The organism is Burkholderia sp. MSMB1072 (assembly GCF_001524725.1).
In the GTDB taxonomy this organism is placed as follows: domain Bacteria; phylum Pseudomonadota; class Gammaproteobacteria; order Burkholderiales; family Burkholderiaceae; genus Burkholderia.
The window spans coordinates 63,563-86,161 of record NZ_LOYC01000066.1; the positions used below are offsets into that span (position 1 = coordinate 63,563).

Sequence of the window (22,599 nt, forward strand, 5' to 3'; positions counted from 1 at the left end):
GAATGATAGAAGAATGAAGCGGGATCCATTTTTGCCTAGTCGAGCGACGGAGGCGGCCGATATCAGCATGATGGATTTGCCGTTTAACGTCGTTTGAATCGAATTGTGGTTTCCCCTATAGACAGCATTAAATCATCGGACTACTTTTCATATAGTACGTATACGTACATATATGTAGAGTGTGACGTTCGAGCCACCGGGCCAGCGAGTGACTAGCGGTATTAACAGGAGCGAGAAATGAAGGAAGAAAGTTTGAGCGTGAAGATGGAGGACCACGCGTTGGAGCCCGTGCCGGACGATGCTCGGCAAGGATGGCTGTCCTTGACCTGGAGTACGGCCGGCATCGTCGTATCCCTGGTTCAGCTATTTTTCGGCGCGTTGGTTACGTTCGTAGCCGGTATCAAGATCGGCTTGCTCGCCGGTGTTCTTGTGACCGTTGTCGGTGCGCTGCTTGGCTGGGCGTGCGGCCATGTCGCGTATCGGTCGGGTCTTTCCAGTACCGTCATGTCCCGTTACTTCGGGTTCGGTCGCAGAGGGTCGATCGTCTCTTCGCTGATTTTCGCGTTCATGATCATCGGATTTCTGGCGCTCGAGAATGCGCTGTTGTACAAGGGCTTCATCTTCTACCTAGGGATCGCGGATACGCTCACTGCAAGAATCGTCATTTATGGCTTGATGACGATCCTCTGGGTGTTCCTCACGGCATACGGATTCAAGCTCGTTGCCCGGGTCTCGTCGATTGCTCTGATTCTGTCGCTGATCGTGCTGGCCTACATCATGGAAGTGGTCATTTCCAGTAGTCCGCACACTGCAGACGACCTGTTTTCGTTTGGATCGCAATTTCCGGTCGATACGCTCAAGGCGATGGGTGCAGGCAGCGACATGCACAAGTTCATCTTCGCCGTGAACGTCCTGATCGGGTCCGCGGGCGCGCTTGCATTGTTCGACGCCGATCTCGGCCGGTATGCTTGCCGCTCGCGAGACATTGGAATCGCCGCGTTGCTGGGCAATCTTTCGATGGATGTGCTGATGCTCGTACTCGGCGGTGTGATCATGTACGCGGGTATCCCTTCGCTCGTGGATTTCTACATGCATACGGCCGGTATGACACGGGAGGCCGCGATGCACGCGTCGCTGCAAAGCCCGGACAGCATTACCGCCGCATTCGTGGTCTTCGGTGGTGTGATGGGGGCTTTGCTGATGGTCCTTGCACAGGGCAAGACGCAGGTGCTGAACACGTACAGTGCATCCTTGTCGCTCTCCAATCTTTTCGACGCACTCAACTTCCGTCCCGGCCGACTGACGTTCGTGGTTCTTGCCAATATCGTCGGATTGCTGATGCTCTATGGGCAAATTCTTGCGCTGGTCAATTCCTGGATCACGATCCTCGGGGTGCTGACGACGGCGTTCGCGGGCATCGTCGTCGCTGACTTTTTCATCGTCAGGCGTGTGTCGAAGGAAGAGCTGGATTTGAAGGCGCCGGCGGAGAACGTCAATTGGGCAGGGGTCGTCACACTGATCGTCGCGGTGATCACCTCGCACTATCTGCTCGCACAGATCATTCCCGTGGAAGCCATCACGACCGTTGCGATTTGCATCGTGGTTTATCCCGCATTGCGCCTGACGGTTCTCAAGCCGAGCCGCACGGGTCGCCCAGCAGCAGCGATGCTCTGACCGGCATCGTTCACGAAGCGATAACCCGGCAAGCGCATTGCAGTTGACGCGGTCACCGCGTTTCATGCTCGACGAGACGTTGGGCACACCATCGACGGTTACGTCGAAACCGCTTTTCAAGCCGTAACAAAGAGAGAGCCAAGGAGTACTACGTATGAGCAACATCCTGAAGCAGTTTTCAGAAGCGATCGCACAGGGGGCGATCGAGGTCATCGACTTGAGCCATACCTTGCAGGCGCGCACGCCGATCATCGGGCTGCCGCCGCAATACGGTCAGACGGCCCCGTTCCGCCTGGACGAGATCTCGAACTTCGACGAACGGGGGCCGAACTGGTATTGGAACAACTTCTCGTGCGGCGAACACACCGGGACGCACTTCGATGCGCCGGTGCACTGGATCACGGGCAAGGACTATCCGGACGGTGCGACGGACACCATCTCGGTGCAGAAATTCATCGCGCCGGCGTGTGTGATCGATGTGTCGGATCGGGTGAAGGAAAACGAGGATTTCCTGTTGACCGTTGCCGATGTCGAGGCTTGGGAGAAGGACTACGGGCGAATTCCTGCCGGCGCGTGGGTGTTGATGCGCACGGGCTGGTCGTCGCGCAATTTGACCGATGGCTTCTTGAATACGCGGGAGGACGGTGGTCATTCGCCCGGACCGTCGGAGGATCTGCCGGAATTTTTGGCCAAGGAGCGCGATGTGATCGGTTTTGGTACGGAACCCGTCGGCACCGACGCCGGGCAGGCCTACACGTTTGCGAAGCCGTTCCCGTGTCACCATACGATGCACGGCAGCAACAAGTTCGGCCTGTCGAGCCTGGCGAACCTGGACCGTTTGCCGCCCACTGGATCGATGCTGATTACGCCGCCGCTGAAGATCAAGCGCGGTTCGGGTAGCCCGTGCCGGGTACTCGCGCTGGTGGAGCGTTAAGCACTTAGCTGGTTGGGGGGCACGGTTGGCTTGGTGCCCCCGAATTTTTTTGCCGTGCATATACGCCTCGCTCCTGGGATATCTATCCCGGACTCGCAGTCCTCATGCGCTATCGCCTCCTCGGCGTCGATTCCCGGTACGAAGTGGACCCGTCGCCGCAACCGGACATGCACGCGTTCCCTCTCGACTCCTCCGTTCGCGATCTCGAGTCAGATGATATTCCGACATCAAGCATCCCCGATATCTTGCGAGATTGCGGTCTCGCATACCGCGATCACGCTGCGTTGCCCGGCGACCCAATTGCAGCGCCAGGAGCATTCAGTTCGACGTCGATGATGTAGGCGTACTAATCTTCGTCATTCGGATTAATCGTGCAGAAATTGGATGGCTGGACGACTTTTGGACTTTGATGATCGAGTCGTGCCCGGTCATGGACGACACACCATCGGGTGCAGCTATCGAAGTTCAATCTTGATCGGCGAGAGGAGAGCAGGGATGAAAGGGGAGGCAATCAAGTGCAGGACTGCCGCATTGACTGTTGCGGTTGCTGCATCGTTCGGATGCGTGGCGATCGCTGCACATGCGCAAAGCAGCGTCGAAATATACGGGGTAATGGATACAGGCCTCGATTACGTCAGCAACGTCGGAGGGCACAGGCAGTTCTCTTTCGGTAGTGGTGTGATTGCGCCGAACTTGTTCGGATTCCGCGGCAAGGAAGACTTGGGGGGAGGGCTGTCGGCGACATTTGTGATCGAGGGGCAATTCAATGAGGGAACTGGTGCGTCGATCGGAAATACGTTCGGTCGACAGACCTATCTGGCGTTGGCGGACAAAAAATGGGGCCGTGTGACATTGGGTAATCAGTATGACTTCATGTTTACGTCGCTGGCGATTCGCCGCTACGGCCCGGAGTTTCCGGTCATTACGCTTCAGAACCTCCGTCAAGGCCCCTTCAACGCGTTGGATGTTCCCAATCTACCAGCTGGCGGGTTCGATTTCGATCGCGTATCGGGGCAGCGTGTCTCCAACGCGATCAAGTACGAGAGTCCGGATATCAAGGGATTCAGTTTTGGCGCCATGTACGGATTCGGCGGTGTGGCAGGTGCATTTTCGCAAAATAGCTCGCAGAGCTTCGGCATCGACTATGGTAACAGTCTGTTCAATCTCGACGCTGCCTACACGTATGTTCGTTACCCGACCATGAACAACGGGAATTCGGGGATCCGGAACTTTGGCCTCGGTGGCGGTGTGTTTGTCGGCCCCGCCTATGTCGACCTTCTCTATACAAATACGAGAAATACGGCAACCGGCGGAGCCGTGAATGTCTACGAGGTCGGTGGCATGTATCCCGTCAACCCTTTCCTGCGTATCGCCGTGGCTTATCAGTTCATGGACGGAAACGCGGTACTCAATGGAAACAAGGCGCAGCAAGTCAACACAACGTTCGACTATTCTCTTTCGAAGCGTACGGACATATACGCGACCGCCGCATTCCAACGTACGTCCGGCAACGGCGCGCAAGCGCAAATCACGCTGTTCGGTCCATCGTCCGGTCGAAACCAACTCGCGCTGCGGATCGGCATGCGGCACATCTTTTGACGGTACGTGAAGGGCGGCATGAGGCGCTGGGTGTTCACCTGGCGTTGTCCGACGCCGGTGGCGCTTGAGCTCGTTACCGGCCTCACGCCTCGAGCGGTCGCTCGTGTATCGAGCAAGGCACTGAATCGATGTTTTGATGCCAGGATGCCAATTCGCCTATACTTGATATAGTACGCATGCGTTCAAAGATATGGATTTTTCGCCAATGCTCGTGTTGGGAATCGTGACAGCACTCGAGTTCGTTTGCCGATTGACGGGAACATCGACGATCGGGACTGCCGTAGGTTGAACCAAAAAAGCACACAGTTGCCGCGCATGTTGGGAGGGGAGATGCGGAGGAACGTCGATGCGACTCGCGCAAGTGTTTTATCAGGCGCTATCGTCGCAACGACTGCCACGCTTGCGAGTAGAGTGAGCGCCCAACAGAGCTCGCAGGGGGGGGCGAGTCGTGTGGCTGAATTTCGATCAGCCCATGCTTGCATCATTTCACCGCGCTCTGCCAAGTACGTGGCATGGTTGTATGTCGACCGAGTCCGTCCTTATCTTTATGCGACAGTTGCACCTCGACCACTTCGTCCTTCCACCCCATCTCATGTAGGTTCATTGAAGCATTTGTACGAAAGTCGTGACCGGTTATCGGTTCAGTGGTCCCGCTGGGATTGAATCCCACTCGTCTCGAGGAATAGGCCATCACGCATCAGCGGTTGGTCAACGAAGAATGTCAGGTAGTGCGGCCGGTATCCGGGACGAACGCCTACCGCACTTTGCCACGAAGCTACAATTACTTCAGGCAAGCGGAACCGGGGTCACTCCATACTTCGCAGGGACCAGGATGGCTCTGAGCGAAGGCCGATGCTGCAGAGACAGTAATGAATGCGAGTGCCACAATAACCTTCAAGATTTTCATTGATAATACTCCTTGGCTATCTGAGTTTTGACTGAGGCAGACACGCTGCTGGTCCGCCGGTCACTTAATAAGAACCGAAACCACCGTGGTGACCCCTTCTCAACTAAGCGGGTAAGTGATTTGCAGCGTTGATCTGGATGCGTTGTGCTATTCGTTCTGGACTTCGTTCTCCTAAGTACTAATTTAAAAAAATGAAAGGTTCATGTGCGCCACTGGCCGAAATGGCTACTCATATCGCAAAGGCGAGGTGATCCGCTGCCGGATCGAAAAGGTGAGAAGCGTTGATCGAGCGGCGTTTTTTGGAATGTTGACGCGGCATCGATCCAACGATAAGTGCAATTTTTAGAATAATTGATGCAATGTAGTTATCAATCGACGTGACCGGCATCGGTCCGGACCCCGATCGGGTGTATTGCCGCGTGGCCGCACACGCTTGCGTCGCCGGCGCGATGCCGATTTGGTCGATGGGCGGCCATGCCGGCCTCGATCTTTTGTGAACCGTGCCGTTAACCGGGAATTGAATCCGCACCGGCGCAATTGCGGCTGGCATCTCAAAACGAGCGCGAGCACGCCCGCATTCACTTCGATCGAGAAAATCGCCGACGGGCCGGATGCAACCCGTTCGTCGTCGGTGCATTGGGTACGCTGATGTCGCTCGCGGCGCTCGGATCAGCGCGGTGACGCTATGGGCCGCGCACAGCGAAGTCGTCGAGCACGCGCACGAGACGTCGCGCAACGTTGCGGCCGTACTGGCGAGCCAGATGGCGAGGACGGTCGAAACGGCGAACACCGCGCTGATCGCGCTGGTTGCCGATCTCGGCAAGCCGGCCGTGCAGCGCATGGACGTCAGGTTGCGGCACGACCTGCTGTTCGAGCGCACCGCGGCGCAATACGTGACCGGCATGGGCGTGACCGACAGGCACGGCCGGCTGATCGACGGATGCTGCAGCTCGACCCAGCGATGGGACTTCGACGATCGCGACTACTTCAAGGTCCATCGCGATGCGAACGACGTCGGGCTCTACGTATCCCGGCCCTATCGTGCACGCTCGCGCGCTGGCAAGGAATCCATCGCGCTGTCGCGGGGTATCGAGCAGCCGGATCATGCGTTCAACGGGACCGCGGTCGCCGCCGTCGATCTTACCTACTTCGAACAGCTCCTGTCCCGTCTCGATGTCGGGCCGAACGGGGGCAGCGCGATCGTGCGCGACGGCACGATCTTCGCGGGAAACCCGTCGTGGAACGACGGCCAGATGAACCGCCTGCGTCGCTCGAAATCATTCAAGCGGATGGTGGACAGCGACTCGGGCTTTTTCTATCCCGCGCGTTCGAGCATCGACGGCGTCGTGCGGTTGTATACGTTCCAGCGGATACCGGGCGCGCCGCTGATCGCGGTTGTCGCGCTGGCCGAAAGCGACGTGTTGGCGGGCATCCGGAGCCTATCGTGGACGGTCGGCGTGTCGGCGTCCGTCATCGACGCATCGTTCTGTGCGGTGGTCTGGTTGCTTCCCTTCGCCTTCGATCCGCTCTAGGGGGAGCTAAGCGAAGGTCGATGACCCGCGAAAACGTTTCATCACGACACTGTTCTGCATCCGGATGCAATCTCGGTCCGCGCAAACTGCGCGCTCGGTCAAGAATCTGAGCCGCAAGCAGGTCGCGTGGCTGAGACGTTGGGGGGATGAGGGCGGGCCCGGGCTCTCGTAATGAGGCGGGGAGCAAGCGCAGGCTCCCAAGCTGAATGGACGCAGGACAGGCAGAGGCGATAGATAGTCGATTTCAGAATGGGCCAATTTGGTCGGCACCGTCCCAGAGCAGTGGCGGTTGGGTAAACCGCTTCTTCATCGACACTGAGTTCACGCGCTTGGAGGCGCTACAACTCATCAGTGTCGCCGTCGTAGGGGAGAAGGGGGCAGAGTTTTATGGCGAATGCACGGATTATGACGTCGCGGGCCGTAGCGACTTCGTTCGGGCGGTGGCGGTCACTAGGGGAAAGGTCGGCTTGACGGCCAAATGGCGTCCAGCGGCGTCGGTCATGGACTCTTCACCTTGGAAAACCTCTCGGTGTGACCGAGGCCATAGCGCCACTTATTGCCGGATTCGACTCTATTCAACCCGTCATCAAAGGCAAGATGAAGATATCGCTGGCCCCAACGCTTCCGCAGTCCTTTCGACGCCAGAAGATTGCGGGTGCCCTGACGACGAGGGGAAGAAGCGAGAAACGACTAATGAGTTCCCGGTACTCGGACCTGCGCCTCGAGACGCGACGGATGGTGCGTCGAAAGCGCCCCGGACCCCGTTCGATGAGCTTGAGGGGGCGACGAAACGTGCGCAAAGTGTCTTCGCACCGCGGTCGCCGGATGGGGATCCGCCTTCCCCCTCGCCGACCCCGATTCCGCTATTCTGGTGACCATGGACAGAGCAGTACTGATCGAGTGGGCGAAAAATGCCCAAACAGACGCCTTGTTGAAAGGGGGCGTGCTCCTGAGGCCGTTCGTGCGACGATAGTGCGGCGTTTGCAGCGCGGCTTGATGGGGACGGCTGCACCATATTTTGACGCGACCGCCGAAAGCGATGATTGACTGCGCCGATTCGACATCGGCGAGAGCGACGTGCTGGACTACAAGGCGAATCTGCTGAGAATGCCGAAGCTCACTGCGTCGACGGCACTACCTGATCGTCTTTGAAGGAGGAATCGATGGCCGAATTTGTTCCACTGCAGGGTGCTGTCCGGGGGGCGCACCTGCCGAATATCCAGGCCACGTATATTGATTTGCACCGCCTGTTGGCAATCTTTCTCGCAAGTAAGGAATTTGCGGATCGGATCCACGCCGCGCCGAGGCATAACGCTGAGCTGCGCGATCCGCTTTTCATCCTCCAGGAATGCGAGGAGGACGAGATTTCGCGGATATTGTTAAGCCTTGCGGTGACCGCACGCGCAGTCGATGATGCGCACGATCAGGTGCTCGAACTCGTAGCGGACGTTTGCGGAACACTGATCCGTGACATGACGGTGCCTGATGTGGCTATTGAGCTGGAGCTTCGTGAAGCCTGCAACAAGATCATTCACGCCGACTATTGGCATTTCGACATTGAAACCAATGAGCATGGACGATCATACCTCACGCCGACAATGTACATATACGGCAGAAACCAGGGCGGGAGGAACTGGCGGGCGATTTTGGATGTCGTGGCATTCGCCAAAGAGTATGTTAATAACGTCGCGCTCGTACGGAATCGCAAACCTTTCGGTCAGTCGGCGCATTCCTTCTAGATCCGCGCGAGGCAGTGACTGCTCGATCACGGCGATTCCCCCGGCTTCGAGCCGTTCGATCGCCCATGTGGCGGCTGCCTCGTCCTAGCACTGGTTCGCATCAACATGCACGTGGGCGTGATCGCCCAGCGCGGCCTTGATGGCCACGGCGCGCGCCACGTCGTTGCTAAGTTCGCCTTTTCCGAGCCTCACCAGAAAGAGATCGTGTTCTCCGGCCGTAAGCTTTTCTTCGGCTAGTTCGATGTCACGCGCGGTCTCGCAGTTGTCGAGCACGAGCAGCACACGCAGACGGTAGCGCACGGCGCCGCCGAACAACATTCAGAACCGCGTGGTGCCGTAGGGCGCGCGATGCAACCGTTGTTCGGCATTAGGCACCTCATTTGCGGATGCCAGATGACCAAGTTCCCGGATAAAATGTGGCCTGCTGCGATGACATCGCAGAAAACATAAATGGGCGATCTATGAAAACGATAGAAGTCGTCGCCCCTGGGGAAGACGTCGGACGTGAAACGCTGTCGCGTTTCGACATGCAATTTCAAGCGGCCGCCTTTGCGGCACTTGAGATCCTTGAGGGCAATGGTGTTGAGTGCGTCTATTGTGACTACCATGACGATTTTGTAGTTCGTCGGGTTGTCGGTGGACGTACGACCTTCCATTTCTTTCAGGTAAAGACAAAGAAGAAGGCGAACCACCAATGGAGTCTTCTTGAAATCTTCGCGTTCAAGAAGATTAAGCAGGGGGTCGATGCTGAAAGCTTGAGGAAGATCAAAGATAGCTTCGCAGGGAAATTACTAACGCACGGGATCGTGTTTGACGATGCATGTGCCGAGGTGACCCTGCTTTCAAACGTTCATTTTACAGACGACGTGATAACCGTCGTCGACGAATGTCGCGGGAAGTTGCCGAAATCAAAGTGTGCAACCTTCCTCTCGAAGCACTTTGATGCCATCTTCGCAATTGATGCGGGCGATGATGCCGCGAAGGCAGATGAGGTGTTAAGCAAACTCTCGCTCCGGCCAGCTGTCGCGTATATCGACCATGACAGAGACGTGTTCGCATCCGCCGCTCGAACGGCAATCTACAATTATAGTGAAGTCGATCTGACCTATCAGGAAACCAACGAAATAGCGAACAGCCTGCTGGATTTGGTTTTCAAAAAATCGAAAGCTTCGCTTGAAGGCGTAAGGCCGCACGATCTTGCCGATCAGGTCGGTGTCGCACTGGATGACCTTCTTGAGGTACTTAGTATCTCACGGGCGGTCTATGACGCGCTGCGTGCCGGCGAGGACAAAAAGGCCTTGAAGACCGCCTCCATTCTTCAGCGCTGGTTGAAGACGTCAGGAGCAACGGACGACATGATCGAGTTTGCTTCGCGATGCAAGGTGAATTGGGATCTCTGGCATCGGCGAGCTCGACACATCTATACGCCGTTTGATCTAACTTTCTTGATGGACAAGATCAATGCGCTGTACGCTCAATGGATGAAAGGTTCTGGCGATTTTTCTACGCTGTACACGCTCCTAAATGATCTTATAGCCGACCCTATCTGCGAGAAGTTTGAAGCGATGGATCGGGAGCTGTTGTTGGGGGCAGTGTGTTCCGTCGGGGTGAAGCAGCGATGACCATGGACTACGATAACTTCTTCCGTGAGGCCTCACGGCATGGCGTCCGCTTATCGGTAGAGCGGCGGACGACAACATACCATCCGTCCCTGAGTAACGAAGCACTATTTCAGCTCCCGTTGCTTGCAATGGTGATCCTGGTTCTTTCGAAAGGGCGTAGCAAGCCGGCGGCGGCACAGCTCGGGCAACTGGTTGGCGAGTGCCTCGAGAGGACAGTCGCGGGTTTTAAAGGGTCGACACAAGACATAGGGTGGTCTGCAAACCTGAGGATCCGAACGGTTAAAGCGCTTACGTTCCTCGAGAGAGCCGGTCTCGTTGAGGTTGATCCACGTGCTTCGGTCGTCAATGCGACACCGCGAGGACGCGATGTGATCCAGCATGTATTCAAGGGGGAAAGCTCGATGTTGGCCGAGGCCATGCTGATCATTGAGAGAAGTTACGACAACATTCGAGCGGAGCGGCGCATCGGCGCTGAAGTGTAAATGCAGTTAACCACGATCAAGATTCTGCCGCGCGGTGCAAACGGGTGGGAAAGTGCAACGCTGAAATTCGGCAATCCCCTGACGTCGTTGTTTGCCCCCAACGGCAGCGGTAAGACACCGATCGTGCAGGCGATTGCGTTTTGCCTTGGGTTCAAAACGAAATTCAGAGATGACATCTGTGAGCACTGCGAGGCGGCAGTATTAACTTTCCGGCACGACGATATCGAGGTCACTGTCCGGCGCGATATTCAATCGGAGTTTCACGCGATTCTAGAGACAGGTGGGCAGGCCTTTGAGTTTTTTGACGAAGGCGGGTTTTCGCGGCAGCTGTTTAGCACGCTGGGAATGCCAATTCCCGATCTCGTTGGTACAAACAAGCAAAGAACGCAGCCGTACGTATCGACACTGCTGCCGGTGTTCTATGTTCGACAGGACGGTGGCTACAACGAGCCATATCGGGCTCCTGATAGTTTTATTCAGAATCAGTTTGTAGAGATGGTTCGTTTTGCCTTCGGATTGAATCAGCGTCACTCGTATGACGCGAAGCGAGATCTGCTGGAAGCTAGGGAGCAGCTCGAGGCCGTTCAGAGGCGAATTGTCCATCAACAGAAGTTGGTCGCTAATCTAAGTGCGGACCGGGATGACTCAACGGAAGCGTACGAGGCTCTAGTGGCTAGAGCCGCGACACTCACGGAGCAGATTGACCATCTTCGCGAATCAGTCGATGCTCAAGGTGCAGCCGCAGAGGCTCTGACGGAACTTCTTCAGGTAAAGGAGGAGCAGCTCAGAAAGTTGCGTCGTGAACATGGTGAGCTTCGTGCGAGGCTTGCGGGGATCGAATCAATTCGTGCAGAGATTGAGGGTGAAATCAGGACGCTATCGCTCAATGAGGAGTCTAAGCGAGCGTTTGAGACGTTTTTTGACATCTGTGGGAACTCAGAATGTGGCTTGTTTTCGACAAGCAAAGAGTCTTATGGAAAAAACCTTCTATATCTCAAAGATCAGATCAAGGATATCGAAGCAAATACGAATCGAGCGGAGACCCAGATTGCGGTGCTAGAGGCGCGCATTGCAGATCAAGATTCGGAGCGGAAAGCGATTCTTTCGAAGCTCAAGGAGCCAGAGCAAAGAACGCCGACGAGTCAGATTGTCCTTGCGGCTCAGGCGCTGACTCGTCAGTTACTTGACGCCGAGCAACAGCGAGCTACGCTTGATCAAATAAAAGATGAGCGCTGGAAGCAAGTGAGGCTGGATGAGGAGCGTTCGCGGTTGCTGGACCGCATTGACACGTTGAGTGGGAGCGGACAGTCCGATCTCGGCTTCAATCGATTGCGTCTGCGGATAAGGGAGCTAACCGTGAAGTGGATGGACATCCTACACACTCCAAACGCCTCACGTGACGTAGACATCGATTTGGATTTTCGCTTCCGGTTTGGCGGCGAACCGGTGGACATCATTGGGGGAAGTACGAAGAGTCGGCTGATTTTGGCCATTCATGCAGCGATCTTCGAGCACTATCTTGCGGACACCACACGCCCGTTTCGCTTTCTAATTCTTGATACACCTAAGCAACAAGAATTGGATAGCGAAGACCTAAAGCGGTACTTGGACGAGCTGGATGTGGTCTGTCGTGAGCATCGTGGTCAAGTTTTGATTTCGGCGTCGGAGTATCGGCATTCGCTTCGCGATGGCGATCGTGAATGGCTTCCGGAATTTGTAGGTGAGGTTCAGAAGATGTATCTGGGTTCGCTTGGTCGTAATTGAAGCTTGGATACGTACATTTGGTATGTGTGACACGCGCCCCTATCTGCGTATCTATGATGGAGTATCAAAGTAAGAACGGCGAATAGTTGCAGCGAGCGACGGAGTCGATACCAACACACGGGTGAGAAGCGTGGTGCGAATATTCAAGATCGAGATCCAGCACTTCAGATCCATTCAATCCATGAGTTGGCTTCCCGCTCCTGGGTTGAACTGCCTGATTGGCGCGGGCGATAGCGGCAAAACCACCGTCCTTGATGCCATCGACCTCTGCCTAGGTGCGCGTCGAAATGTTTCGTTTGGTGATACGGATTTTTTTGGCCTAGATGTCAGACAACCCATCCAGATCACCCTGACGCTGGGCGCATTACCTGATTCGCTTAAAGACCTGGATACCTATGGTCACTATCTACAGGCCTTCAATGTCGTCACCGGGCTGATTGAGGAAGAGCCCCGACAGGGGTTGGAGACCGTCCTCGTACTGCGCCTAACCGTGGACAGCGAGCTGGAACCGGTATGGTCGCTGGTGTCTCAACGCGCGCAAGCGCTGGGACAGGAGCGCAGTATCGCCTGGAAAGACCGGCTCATGCTTGCACCCGCTCGCCTCGGCGCTTATGCGAACTCCAACCTTTCGTGGACCCGCGGATCCGTACTGAATCGCGTGTCCGACGAGCGTCCCAACCTGGGGGCTGAACTAGCCGATGCGGCTCGAGAGGCTCGGGCTAGATTCGGAGGCCAGGCGGGAGGCCAGCTGGCGGAAACGTTACAAATTGTCGCTAGAACCGCTGGCCAATTAGGGGTTCCTGTAGGTGCGCAGGTCCAAGCGCTACTAGATGCACACTCCGTCTCCATTGGCGATGGTGCTATTGCCTTGCATGACGAGCACGGGGTTCCCTTGCGGTCGTTGGGTACGGGGTCCTCCCGGTTGCTTGTTGCGGGTTTGCAGCGCGCGGCGGCTCCGCGCGCATCCATCGTACTGGTGGACGAGGTGGAGTACGGTTTAGAACCTCACCGGGTTGTGCGATTGCTTGATTCCTTAGGGGCTAAGGAGGATCCTCCGCCACTGCAGGTTTTCCTGACCACTCATTCGCCCGTGGCTGTTCGAGAGATCGACGGCAATCAGATCTTCGTGATGCGAAAAGGCCCTGATGGTGTTCATCAAGTACGCGTTGTGGGTATTGCCGACGATGTGCAGAGTACGATTCGACTGGATCCGGAGGCGTTCCTCGCGCGTAGCGTGATCGTCTGCGAAGGGGCAAGTGAGGTTGGCCTTATTCGTGGCCTGGATCAATACTGGACGGACGCGGGCTTCCGTTCACTTTTGGCGGCAGGTGCGGCCTACGTGAATGTAGGTGGAGGAGAGCCGGACCGATGTTTCGTTCGCGGCTTGGCCATGTTGAGATTGGGCTATCGCGTCATGGTGCTGATCGACGCTGATAAGCCGCTGCCCCAGGAGCTTGCCGACGCCTACCTCGCGGCAGGCGGGGCGTTGACCACGTGGAGGCCGGCGCGCGCCTCGGAGGATGAACTCTTTCTTAGCCTGCCGGATGCGGCGGTAGATACCTTGCTCGAATACGCAATCGAATTTCTGGATGAGGAACTTGTGGCAGCGCATATCGCCACGCAGTCACAAGGAAGGATAACGCTAGCTGCCATTCGGCAGCATCGGCAGCAGCAGCATCCATACCCACCAGATGTTCGTTTGTCGCTGGCCTTGGCGTCAAGAAACAAAAAGAACAGTTGGTACAAGTCGATCACCAAGTTCGAACGCCTGGCGCGCGAGATCGTCGGCCCCAATCTCGAGCACTCTGAGGCTGGATTCGTTGAACGGATCAAGAACGTGTTTCGTTGGTCCCATGCCGCCTGAGTACGATCTTCTAACGTTTCGACTTGGCACGGTGACCGCGCCGGCCGGCTGTGGCAAGACGCAGATCATTGCCGATACTCTAAAGCAGCATGCCGGACCCAAGCCCATCCTCATTCTTACGCACACAAACGCCGGTGTGGCCACCTTGCGGCTCCGCATGCAACGAGGCAATGTGCCACCTTCGGCATATCGCGTGGCCACCATTGATGGCTTTGCCATGCGATTGGTCGGTACCTTTCCGGAGCGTAGCGGTATCCCGGCTACGGTTCTTGAATTGCGAAACCCCAATGTCGATTATCCGGCCATCCGTCAGTCTACCTGCAGACTTGTGCAAGACGGTCATCTGGACGACATCCTTGCCGCAAGCTACGCCCATCTCATCGTCGACGAATACCAGGACTGCAATCTGGTTCAACACGCCTTAGTGACGGCGCTTGCCGCGTCGCTGCCTACTTGTGTGCTAGGTGATCCGATGCAGGCTATCTTTGGGTTTCGAGGGAATCAATTGGTCGACTGGGATGCTCATGTGCTGGCGCAGTTTCCTCTGATCGGTGAACTCGTCCAACCCTGGCGTTGGATCAATGCTGGTACGCCAAGATTGGGCCAGTGGCTTCTTGATTGCCGTAGAGTGTTGCATGGGGGTGGCAATATCGATTTGCGACAAGCGTCCGCCGAGGTCGTCTGGATTCAGCTGCGACCGGAAACAGCTGAGCGGCAGCGTTTGGCCGCAGCGTTAACGGCGGCCGCGACACCAGAGGGGCAGGTCCTAGTGATTGGTGACAGCCGTAATCCCCGAGGACGCAGGCAGATGGCGAGTCAAACACCTGGAGCGACGGCTGTAGAGCCAGTGGATTTGGCTGACCTTACTAGCTTTGGGCAGTCGTTCAACTTGCAAGCGGCGGATGCGTTGACCCGATTGGTCCAATTCGCCGCTGACACGATGACGCAGGTCGGCACTGCTGCCTTGTTGCCGCGGCTAGAAAGCCTTCGCCATGGTAGGGCACGTACACCAGCAACAGCCTCCGAAGCGGCATTGATCGCCTTCGCGGCGACGCCGAACTATTTGCTGGCAGCGGAGGCGCTGCGCGCACTGTCCCATCGGGAAAACGCCCGCGTGTATCGGCCTGATGTTCTGTACGGCTGCTTGCGTGCCATGCACACGGCGGCGGCCGGCCGCTGCACTTTTGCAGAGGCCACGGTGCGCGAGCGCGAGCGGAATCGGCACGAGAGCCGGCCTCTTACCCGGCGCGCGATCGGGAGTACTTTGTTGCTGAAGGGGCTGGAAGCAGAGGTGGCTATTATTCCTAATCCAGAGACCATGGACTCCCGACACTTGTACGTGGCGATGACGCGTGGATCGACGCGGCTGGTCATCTGCTCCGAGGCCCCGGAACTAGTTCCTCGATAGATTTTCGACTGCTCATTTCACTGGAAGTCAGCTGGCGAAGTCGAATATCTCCGTGATGTATTCTTCGCTCGAGTTGCGTGGTTCAAGTTGATGATGGGGTACGCGGTCCGTATGTGAGCGAGATCGACGTGGTTGACTCGTTCTGGGTTCGCTTTAGGCTGGCGAGTGCTCGTGTAAGGTTGGTGATTTCTGCTTTTGCATCGACGAGCTCAGCTTCACGCTGCTGAAGCGCGAGTTCCGTATCCCGGTGAGCTTGCGCGAGACGTTCGTATAAGCAGCGCTGATCTGCTCTAGAAATCCTGGACACAAATGAGTGTTAGTGTTTCGGAGGCATGAACCGCTTGGATTTCTTGGACAGTGCCGAGCGTTAGTGTTCGGTCTTTCTGAACCGCTTGGATTTCTTGGACAGTGCCGAGCGTTAGTGTTCGGTCTTTCATGAACCGCTTGGATTTCTTGGACAGTGCCGAGCGTTAGTGTTCGGTCTTTCATGAGCCTTCGGCCGTAGGCCGAAGGCTGTATTGCCGGGCGAATTCGCCCGGCGTTAGCTCCTTGAGCGCCATGTGAGGTCGAGTCTCATTGTAGTCGCGGCGCCAAGCCTCGATCTCACGTTTGGCTTCCGCCAACGATTCGAACCAATGCAGGTTCAGGCATTCGTCCCTGAACGAGCCGTTGAATGTCTCGATGAAGCTGTTGTCGGTGGGCCTGCCTGGCCGGCTGAAGTCGATCTGCACCTTGTAGTGGTAGGCCCACATGTCCAGCAGGCGACCCGAGAATTCGCTGCCGTTATCGGCAAACAGGAACCGTGGTGCGTGACGTTGAGCCACCAAACGATTCAGCACCGACACGACGTCCTCGGCACGCAGGCGCTTGCCCACTTCAATGGCCAGTGCTTCACGACTAAAGATGTCCACGACCGTCAGGGCTCGCAGGCGGGTACCGTCGGCCAATTGGTCCGCGACAAAGTCCAGGCTCCAGACTTCATTGGGGCGAACCGGCACGCAGCGCTCGCGGCGCGACACCACCATCTTGCGGCGTTTGGGCAGCTTCGAACGCAGTTGAAGCTGCTCTTCGGCGTAGAGCCGATAGACCCGATTCCGGCTCACACGCCAACCTTCACGCTTGAGTAGCACGTGCACGCGCCGGTAGCCATATCGAACGCGCGTCTGTGCGATCTCGCGCATGCGTTGACGCAGTGCCGTCTGCGGGTCCTTGACGCTGCGATAGTAGTGGGTGCTGCGAGCTTGCTTGACTAGCCGGCACGCCCGCTGCGTCGGAAGACCGTAGTGATCCACGATGTAGCTCACTGCCTGTCTCTTCAGCGCGGGCGCGGCCACTTTTTTGTGGCGATATCCTGCAGGATGGCCTTGTCCAGACTCAGTTCCGCAACCAGCTTCTTGAGCCGCTCGTTCTCGTCCTGGAGTTGTTTCAGTTCGCGGACCTGGTTCGACTCCAGGCCCGCGTACTGCTTCTTCCATCGGTAATACGTCTGCTCCGATATCCCGAGCTGCCGAACCAGATCCGCCACCGGCATGCCCAGCTCAGCTTGTTTGAGCGCGGCCACGATCTGCTCCACCGAGTATTGCTTGCGCTTCATCGCCAACCTCCCGTTCCTATTGGGAAAATTGCCTCCGAAACACTAACACTCATTTGTGTCCAGGATTTCTAGAGCAGATCAACTGGCAATGCCGAAAAGCGATGTGCGTTGTTTGCGCACCTTGCTTCGCAGAGGATCGGCAGACGGCGCATAAGGCGACTGACCGTGACGAGTAGAGAAGGCGAACGCCTCGCGCGCGTTCTTGCTACTGCATGTCACACATGGGGAAATGTGCCGGACACACGCCGGTTTCTTGCCACGCCTCACATGCTGCTTAATGGGCGCGCCGCTGGAAGTCGGTTTGGGGGAGTTGGGTGCGCGTCGCGTCGAAGAACTCTTGTGGCGCCTCTTCTACGGACCGCCCGCATGAGATCGGTAGGCGGCACATGATAAGTAGATCGAGCGGATCGCTGCCAGTCGTTGCTGTCTGCACATCAATCGCTTGGCTGGCGACCTCATGTCACGATGTCAGTACTACGGCGAATCACCGATTACATCGCCTGTTTGGCGAAGTACGCAGCTGCCTTTTTCAGCATATCGCGCTCTTCGGTGACTCGGCGTAGTTCCTCCCTCAGACGGTGAATTTCGGCCGACTGCTTGGGGTTATCGAGTGGATTGGCTGGGGGCTGGGACTGCATTCGGAGCCAGCGATGCAAGGTCCACTGAGAAATTCCAAGTTCGGCTGCGACGCTCTTCACGGTACCTCCGAGTTCGATTACCTGCCTCACAGCGGTTGCTTTGAATTCTTCGGTGTAGCGCTTGCCATTCAATACCTTGCCCTTGGCATCATCACGAGATCGATGCGCAATAGTTGGATCACGTGAGTTGAGATCACGATCTCCTTGGGGAGAAGTGAGGACGCGTTCGATTGCAATCCACACTTTTGACGACCCCGAAGCACGAGTGCGTTGGGTTGGGGATGTTGCGCTACCGCTCACCAGATGTGCGATGTCTTTCATAAAGCCAAACAAGAATGAGGTAGCTCCCGAAGACAACAGACCTTGGAGCTAGATTGAGGCACAACATCCTCGGATGGGTCGTAAATGCCGTGGCCAACATGAGATGATAACCGGACGATACCCGGATGGAAAGGGTATCCGGACGAAACGATACGGAAGAGCGGCTCAAGGCGTTGGGCCGCTCAATTCGTGCGCGCCGGGAATTCCTTGCTATCTCCCAAGAGACATTGGCACATTTTGCGCATATCGACCGAAGTCACATGGGGAAGATTGAGCGCGGTGAGCGCAATGTGACTCTTCTCAATCTTGTCAAAATCGCTGGAGCCTTGGACTGCAAGCCTTCCGAGTTATTAAGTGAAGCGGGTTTGTAGTGTGAAAGTGCCAACTTCTTTGCGTTGTCCTAGTGCCAATTGTTCGAGTGCCATATTGGCACTTCCCTGCGTGACCTCCTTCGGCCGATGGCTTTGAAAGTGCCAAGACTTGGCCCTTCAATCTAATTGAGTCGGTCGCGGCTATAACGAGAAACAGCACGCCGAGGTGCGCGAGCGTGATTTCCCCCGGCTGCGGCGGATTGCGGCCGCCGACCAGCGCGGCGGCGCTCGACGAGTGATGCGGCGCGCGGAACGGCCGGCGGCGCCACTGCGCGGGCGAGAAGCCGAGCCGGCTCGCGGACAGCAGCGCGGCCGAGGTCAGCGCCTCGTCGTCGGTCAGCGGCGGCAGCAGGCCGGCCAGCCGTGCCGCCAGCATCGACTTGCCGGCCCCCGGCGGGCCGACCATCAGCATGTGATGGCCGCCCGCGGCGGCGACTTCCAGCGCGCGTCGCGCGCCGCGCTGGCCGATGACGTCCGCGAGATCGGGCGCGGCGGGTGCCGGCAGGCCGTCGAGACAGGGCGCGGCGACCGGCGCGAGCCGCCCGTCCGGCGCATCGGCGAGGTGCGCGCACAGCGCCGGCAGGTCGCGCGCACCGAATACGGTCACGCCCGGTACGAGCGCGGCCTCGGCGGCGCTGTCGAGCGGCAGGTACAGCTCGGGCGGGCGCGATGTCGCGCTCGAATCGCGCGGGGCGCCGGGATCCACGCCTGGGCCGCCGGCCAGGCCCGCGCCGGATTCCTCCGCACGCCGGTCCCGCGCGGCGCCGCACGCCATCGCGAACGCGCCGCGCATCGGCCGCAGCGCGCCCGTCAGCGACAGCTCGCCCGCGAATTCGCGGCCGGCCAGCGCGTCGGCCGGGATCTGGCCGTTCGCGGCGAGAATGCCGAGCGCGATCGGCAGATCGAAGCGGCCCGATTCCTTCGGAAGGTCGGCCGGTGCGAGATTGACGGTGATGCGGCGCACCGGGAATTCGAACCCGCAGTTCTGCAGCGCGGCGCGCACGCGCTCGCGGCTTTCGCGGACTTCGAGATCGGGCAGCCCGACGATCGAGAACGACGGCAACCCGTTGGCGAGATGGACTTCGACGGTGACGTCCGGCGCGCGGCCGGAGGCGGGCGCGCGACTGCGCACCACGGCGAGCGACATGGCGAGGCTCCTGTAAACAGGCGGACGACGGCCGTTCGGGGCCGCATGCCGCGGGACGCGGAGGAATCGGATGCGCGCTTGCCGGCGTGGCGCGGAGAAAGAACGAGGTGCTGCGGAACGACTAACTGCGAAGAGCGACGGACTGCGAAGAGCGACGAACTACGAAGAGCGATGGACTACGAAGAGCGATGGACGACGAAGAGGGGCTGCGAAGAACGACCGACGATGAAGTGCGGCGGAGCGGCTTCGGGGTGGCGGGCGCGAGCTGCACGAGGCGGCCCGCGCCCGGACCTTGCGGCCGGGTGGGGCGTCAGGCCTGCGGGGCGGCGAGCTTCTGCTCGAGTTCCGCGACGCGCTTTTCGAGCTCCTCGAGGCGCACGCGGGTGCGGGCGAGCACCTGTGCCTGCGTATCGAATTCCTCGCGCGTGACGAGATCGAGCTTCGAGAAGCCTTGCGACAGCATGGCCTTCACGTTGCGCTCGACGTCCTTGGCCGGCGAGTTTTTCAGCAAATCGCTGACGCGCGACTGCAGATCGTTGAAAACGTCGCTGGGTTGCTTCATGTGATTCCCCTTCCTTGCACAAAAAATGTGCATCTTCAGTTGCATACGTGCCCATGATGCACGCATGACCGGAAATGGTGCGCGCGGGGCGCGAATTCCGGGCATGGCGCCCGCATGGGTGAATGGCCCGGCGATCCGGGACGTGCGTGCACTCTAGCAACGATCCTTTCGCCGCGCCAGCAAACCGGGCCATGTTGGCCATTCGGCCGGGCTTTCGCGCCTTACGTTGCGGGATGCGACCCCGTTCCGGAGCCCTTCGAGACGGTGCTCGGACCAACATGGCATGCGAGTTGCTGAGAAGAGTCCGTCACAACATTCCAACTCATCCGACGGGACAACCCAGCGAGAGGACTTCATGAAACTCATTACCGCAATCATCAAGCCGTTCAAGCTCGATGAGACGCGCGAAGCGCTGTCGGCGCTCGGCGTCTCGGGCATCACGGTGACGGAGGTCAAAGGGTTCGGGCGCCAGAAGGGGCACACCGAGCTGTACCGCGGCGCCGAGTACGTGGTCGATTTCCTGCCGAAGATGAAGATCGAGGCGGCCGTGTCCGACGATCTCGTCGACCAGGCGGTGGAAGCGATCGAGCGGGCCGCGCGCACGGGCAAGATCGGCGACGGCAAGATCTTCGTCACGCCGATCGAACAAGTGATCCGGATTCGCACCGGGGAGACAGGCGCGGACGCGCTGTAACAGAACAGACAAGACAAGCGACAAGAGGAAACCCAAGATGCGCAAACTTCTGATGTCCCTGCTGATGGCCGGCTCGCTGATCGCGGCTGGCGTCGGCTCCGCGCTCGCCGACGACGCGGCGTCCGCCGCGGCTGGTTCCACCGCGGCTGCTTCCGCGCCCGCTGCCGCCGCTTCCGACGCATCGGCTGCTGCCGCACCGGCCGCTTCGGCGCCGGCCGCCGACGCATCCGCCGCCGCCGCTGCCGCACCCGCTTCGGGCGCGGCCGACGCATCGGCCGCGGCTTCTGCCGCCGCCGCACCGGCGGCGCCCACCGCGCCGTTCTCGGTCGATTCGTCGAAGATCAGCGCGGGCGACACCGCGTGGATGCTCACGTCCACCGCGCTCGTGCTGTTCATGACGATCCCCGGCCTCGCGCTGTTCTACGCGGGTATGGTCCGCAAGAAGAACGTGCTCGCGACCGTGATGCAAAGCTTCGCGATCACCGCGCTGATCACGGTGCTGTGGACGGTGGTCGGCTACAGCCTCGCGTTCACGCCGGGCAACGGCTTCATCGGCGGCCTGTCGCGCGTGTTCCTGCACGGCATGAGCTACATCAAGGGCGACAAGGCGACGACGCTGACGGTCAGCCATCTCGCGTCGACGATTCCGGAATCGGTGTACTTCGTCTACCAGATGACGTTCGCGATCATCACGCCGGCGCTGATCTGCGGTGCATTCGCCGATCGCATGAAGTTCTCGGCGATGCTCGTGTTCATGACGCTCTGGTCGCTGATCGTCTACGTGCCGATCGCGCACATGGTGTGGGAGCCGACCGGCTGGCTGTCGGCGGACGGCGTGCTCGACTTCGCGGGCGGCACCGTGGTGCACATCAACGCCGGTATCGCGGGCCTGATGTCGTGCCTGGTGCTCGGCAAGCGCGTCGGCTACGGCCGTGAATCGATGGCGCCGCACAACCTCGTGCTGACGATGATCGGCGCGTCGATGCTGTGGGTCGGCTGGTTCGGCTTCAACGCGGGTTCCGCGGTCGCGGCCGACGGCCGTGCCGGCTTCGCGATGCTGACGACGCAGGTCGCGACGGCCTGCGCGGCGCTCGGCTGGATGTTTGCCGAATGGATCGCGAAGGGCAAGCCGTCGGTGCTCGGCATCGTGTCGGGCGCGGTCGCGGGTCTGGTGGCGATCACGCCGGCGGCCGGCTTCGTCGGCGTGGCGGGCGCGCTCGTGATCGGTATCGCGGCGGGCGTCGTGTGCTTCTGGTCGGCGACGTGGCTCAAGTCGAAGCTCGGCTACGACGATTCGCTCGACGCGTTCGGCGTGCACGGCGTGGGCGGGATTCTCGGCGCACTGCTGACCGGCGTATTCGCGGTCAAGGACATCGGCGGCATGGACGGCAGCCTGCTGCTGCAGGCGAAGGGCGTGCTGATCACGCTCGTGTACAGCGGCGTGCTGAGCTTCGTGCTGCTGAAGCTGATCGATCTGACGATCGGCTTGCGCGTGTCCGAAGAGGAAGAGCGCGAAGGCCTCGACGTGGTGCTGCACGGCGAGCACGTGGAATAAGTCACACGGAACGACGGCGGGCCGCCGCGACGACGGCGCCCGCCCCGAATGAGCGCAGCGACTTCGGCCCGCCTACCCGGCGGGCTTTTTTTCTCCTGACGCGTGCTGCCGTAGCGGATAACCCTTCACTCTATCGGGTCAATAGCCGAAAACTTCCTCCATATCCTTGTGAAGCCGGGAACAATCCCCAAA

General features: G+C 58.7%; 17 protein-coding genes and 2 pseudogenes. 13 read left to right on the forward strand and 6 right to left on the reverse strand.

Annotated elements, in window-relative coordinates; translation table 11 throughout:
* Positions 1–237: 237 nt before the first annotated feature.
* The 3 genes from WS89_RS28595 to WS89_RS28605 all read left to right on the forward strand — a co-directional run bounded on the left by WS89_RS28595 (position 238) and on the right by WS89_RS28605 (position 4,207).
* On the forward strand, positions 238–1,674 hold the full coding sequence (locus tag WS89_RS28595) for a purine-cytosine permease family protein (protein ID WP_059795456.1): 1,437 nt from the start codon (positions 238–240) through the stop codon (positions 1,672–1,674).
* Positions 1,675–1,828: 154 nt separating this feature from the next.
* A complete protein-coding gene (locus WS89_RS28600) occupies positions 1,829–2,608 on the forward strand; it encodes a cyclase family protein (protein WP_059795458.1) in 780 nt (259 codons plus the stop codon).
* A gap of 495 nt (positions 2,609–3,103) precedes the next feature.
* Complete coding sequence (locus tag WS89_RS28605) at positions 3,104–4,207, forward strand: porin (RefSeq protein ID WP_059795459.1); 1,104 nt, start codon at positions 3,104–3,106, stop codon at positions 4,205–4,207.
* Between the two features lie 1,136 nt (positions 4,208–5,343).
* Here WS89_RS28605 and WS89_RS34360 read toward each other — a convergent pair.
* Entirely contained in the window at positions 5,344–5,664 is a 321-nt protein-coding gene (locus WS89_RS34360) for a hypothetical protein (protein ID WP_179949894.1), read from the reverse strand.
* Between WS89_RS34360 and WS89_RS28610 the strand changes: the two are divergent.
* Positions 5,632–6,631, forward strand: a pseudogene (locus WS89_RS28610) (cache domain-containing protein); the annotation flags it as partial. The gene WS89_RS34360 and the pseudogene WS89_RS28610 overlap by 33 nt on opposite strands.
* A gap of 1,178 nt (positions 6,632–7,809) precedes the next feature.
* The gene (locus WS89_RS28615) at positions 7,810–8,385 is read left to right on the forward strand and encodes a hypothetical protein (protein ID WP_059795462.1); all 576 of its coding nucleotides are present in this window, start codon (positions 7,810–7,812) and stop codon (positions 8,383–8,385) included.
* Between the two features lie 84 nt (positions 8,386–8,469).
* Here the strand turns inward: WS89_RS28615 and WS89_RS28620 are convergent, their stop codons facing one another.
* Complete coding sequence (locus WS89_RS28620) at positions 8,470–8,703, reverse strand: hypothetical protein (protein WP_059795465.1); 234 nt, start codon at positions 8,701–8,703, stop codon at positions 8,470–8,472.
* Positions 8,704–8,846: 143 nt separating this feature from the next.
* Between WS89_RS28620 and WS89_RS28625 the strand changes: the two genes are divergently transcribed.
* The 5 genes from WS89_RS28625 to WS89_RS28645 all read left to right on the forward strand — a co-directional run bounded on the left by WS89_RS28625 (position 8,847) and on the right by WS89_RS28645 (position 15,525).
* Positions 8,847–10,007, forward strand: coding sequence for a dsDNA nuclease domain-containing protein (locus WS89_RS28625; RefSeq protein ID WP_059795468.1), 1,161 nt, complete (start codon positions 8,847–8,849; stop codon positions 10,005–10,007).
* A gap of 2 nt (positions 10,008–10,009) precedes the next feature.
* On the forward strand, positions 10,010–10,489 hold the full coding sequence (locus WS89_RS28630) for a hypothetical protein (RefSeq protein ID WP_257128257.1): 480 nt from the start codon (positions 10,010–10,012) through the stop codon (positions 10,487–10,489).
* Positions 10,490–12,253 (forward strand): ATP-binding protein, encoded by a 1,764-nt coding sequence (locus WS89_RS28635; RefSeq protein ID WP_059795471.1) that lies wholly within the window; start codon positions 10,490–10,492, stop codon positions 12,251–12,253.
* Between the two features lie 130 nt (positions 12,254–12,383).
* Positions 12,384–14,117, forward strand: a complete 1,734-nt coding sequence (locus WS89_RS28640) for an ATP-dependent nuclease (protein ID WP_059795539.1) — start codon at positions 12,384–12,386, stop codon at positions 14,115–14,117.
* Complete coding sequence (locus tag WS89_RS28645; protein WP_059795473.1) at positions 14,107–15,525, forward strand: UvrD-helicase domain-containing protein; 1,419 nt, start codon at positions 14,107–14,109, stop codon at positions 15,523–15,525. Before WS89_RS28640 ends, WS89_RS28645 begins: the two co-directional genes overlap by 11 nt.
* A gap of 485 nt (positions 15,526–16,010) precedes the next feature.
* Here WS89_RS28645 and WS89_RS28650 read toward each other — a convergent pair.
* A protein-coding gene (locus tag WS89_RS28650; protein ID WP_155747331.1) for an IS3-like element ISBcen22 family transposase occupies positions 16,011–17,119 on the reverse strand; the annotation gives its coding sequence in 2 pieces (ribosomal slippage) (positions 16,011–16,858 and positions 16,858–17,119; 1,110 coding nt in all).
* A gap of 491 nt (positions 17,120–17,610) precedes the next feature.
* Positions 17,611–18,078, reverse strand: a complete 468-nt coding sequence (locus tag WS89_RS33330; RefSeq protein ID WP_082742002.1) for a transposase — start codon at positions 18,076–18,078, stop codon at positions 17,611–17,613.
* 125 nt (positions 18,079–18,203) lie between these two features.
* Here WS89_RS33330 and WS89_RS33335 point away from each other — a divergent pair, with 125 nt between their 5' ends.
* Positions 18,204–18,449 (forward strand): helix-turn-helix domain-containing protein, encoded by a 246-nt coding sequence (locus tag WS89_RS33335; RefSeq protein ID WP_082742003.1) that lies wholly within the window; start codon positions 18,204–18,206, stop codon positions 18,447–18,449.
* 148 nt (positions 18,450–18,597) lie between these two features.
* On the opposite strand, the pseudogene WS89_RS28665 reads toward WS89_RS33335, so the two are convergent.
* Together WS89_RS28665 and WS89_RS28670 are read right to left on the reverse strand one after the other, a co-directional pair.
* Positions 18,598–19,596 (reverse strand): annotated as a pseudogene (locus WS89_RS28665) (YifB family Mg chelatase-like AAA ATPase); the annotation flags it as partial.
* 310 nt (positions 19,597–19,906) lie between these two features.
* Positions 19,907–20,158 carry an accessory factor UbiK family protein gene (locus tag WS89_RS28670; RefSeq protein ID WP_006489451.1) on the reverse strand — a complete coding sequence of 84 codons (252 nt, stop codon included), beginning with the start codon at positions 20,156–20,158 and terminating at the stop codon, positions 19,907–19,909.
* Positions 20,159–20,513: 355 nt separating this feature from the next.
* On the opposite strand from WS89_RS28670, the gene WS89_RS28675 reads away from it, so the two are divergent.
* Positions 20,514–20,852, forward strand: coding sequence for a P-II family nitrogen regulator (locus WS89_RS28675; protein ID WP_006398175.1), 339 nt, complete (start codon positions 20,514–20,516; stop codon positions 20,850–20,852).
* Between the two features lie 37 nt (positions 20,853–20,889).
* Positions 20,890–22,407, forward strand: a complete 1,518-nt coding sequence (locus tag WS89_RS28680; RefSeq protein WP_059795479.1) for an ammonium transporter — start codon at positions 20,890–20,892, stop codon at positions 22,405–22,407.
* Positions 22,408–22,599: the final 192 nt, after the last annotated feature.

Excerpts from the sequence above, each read along its gene's own strand:
- WS89_RS28595 (WP_059795456.1), top strand. The coding sequence starts at position 238 with ATGAAGGAAGAAAGTTTGAGCGTGAAGATGGAGGACCACGCGTTGGAG.
- WS89_RS28600 (WP_059795458.1), top strand. The coding sequence starts at position 1,829 with ATGAGCAACATCCTGAAGCAGTTTTCAGAAGCGATCGCACAGGGGGCG.
- WS89_RS28605 (WP_059795459.1), top strand. The coding sequence starts at position 3,104 with ATGAAAGGGGAGGCAATCAAGTGCAGGACTGCCGCATTGACTGTTGCG.
- WS89_RS34360 (WP_179949894.1), bottom strand. The coding sequence starts at position 5,664 with ATGCCAGCCGCAATTGCGCCGGTGCGGATTCAATTCCCGGTTAACGGC.
- WS89_RS28615 (WP_059795462.1), top strand. The coding sequence starts at position 7,810 with ATGGCCGAATTTGTTCCACTGCAGGGTGCTGTCCGGGGGGCGCACCTG.
- WS89_RS28620 (WP_059795465.1), bottom strand. The coding sequence starts at position 8,703 with ATGTTGTTCGGCGGCGCCGTGCGCTACCGTCTGCGTGTGCTGCTCGTG.
- WS89_RS28625 (WP_059795468.1), top strand. The coding sequence starts at position 8,847 with ATGAAAACGATAGAAGTCGTCGCCCCTGGGGAAGACGTCGGACGTGAA.
- WS89_RS28630 (WP_257128257.1), top strand. The coding sequence starts at position 10,010 with ATGGACTACGATAACTTCTTCCGTGAGGCCTCACGGCATGGCGTCCGC.
- WS89_RS28635 (WP_059795471.1), top strand. The coding sequence starts at position 10,490 with ATGCAGTTAACCACGATCAAGATTCTGCCGCGCGGTGCAAACGGGTGG.
- WS89_RS28645 (WP_059795473.1), top strand. The coding sequence starts at position 14,107 with ATGCCGCCTGAGTACGATCTTCTAACGTTTCGACTTGGCACGGTGACC.
- WS89_RS33330 (WP_082742002.1), bottom strand. The coding sequence starts at position 18,078 with ATGAAAGACATCGCACATCTGGTGAGCGGTAGCGCAACATCCCCAACC.
- WS89_RS33335 (WP_082742003.1), top strand. The coding sequence starts at position 18,204 with ATGGAAAGGGTATCCGGACGAAACGATACGGAAGAGCGGCTCAAGGCG.
- WS89_RS28670 (WP_006489451.1), bottom strand. The coding sequence starts at position 20,158 with ATGAAGCAACCCAGCGACGTTTTCAACGATCTGCAGTCGCGCGTCAGC.
- WS89_RS28675 (WP_006398175.1), top strand. The coding sequence starts at position 20,514 with ATGAAACTCATTACCGCAATCATCAAGCCGTTCAAGCTCGATGAGACG.
- WS89_RS28680 (WP_059795479.1), top strand. The coding sequence starts at position 20,890 with ATGCGCAAACTTCTGATGTCCCTGCTGATGGCCGGCTCGCTGATCGCG.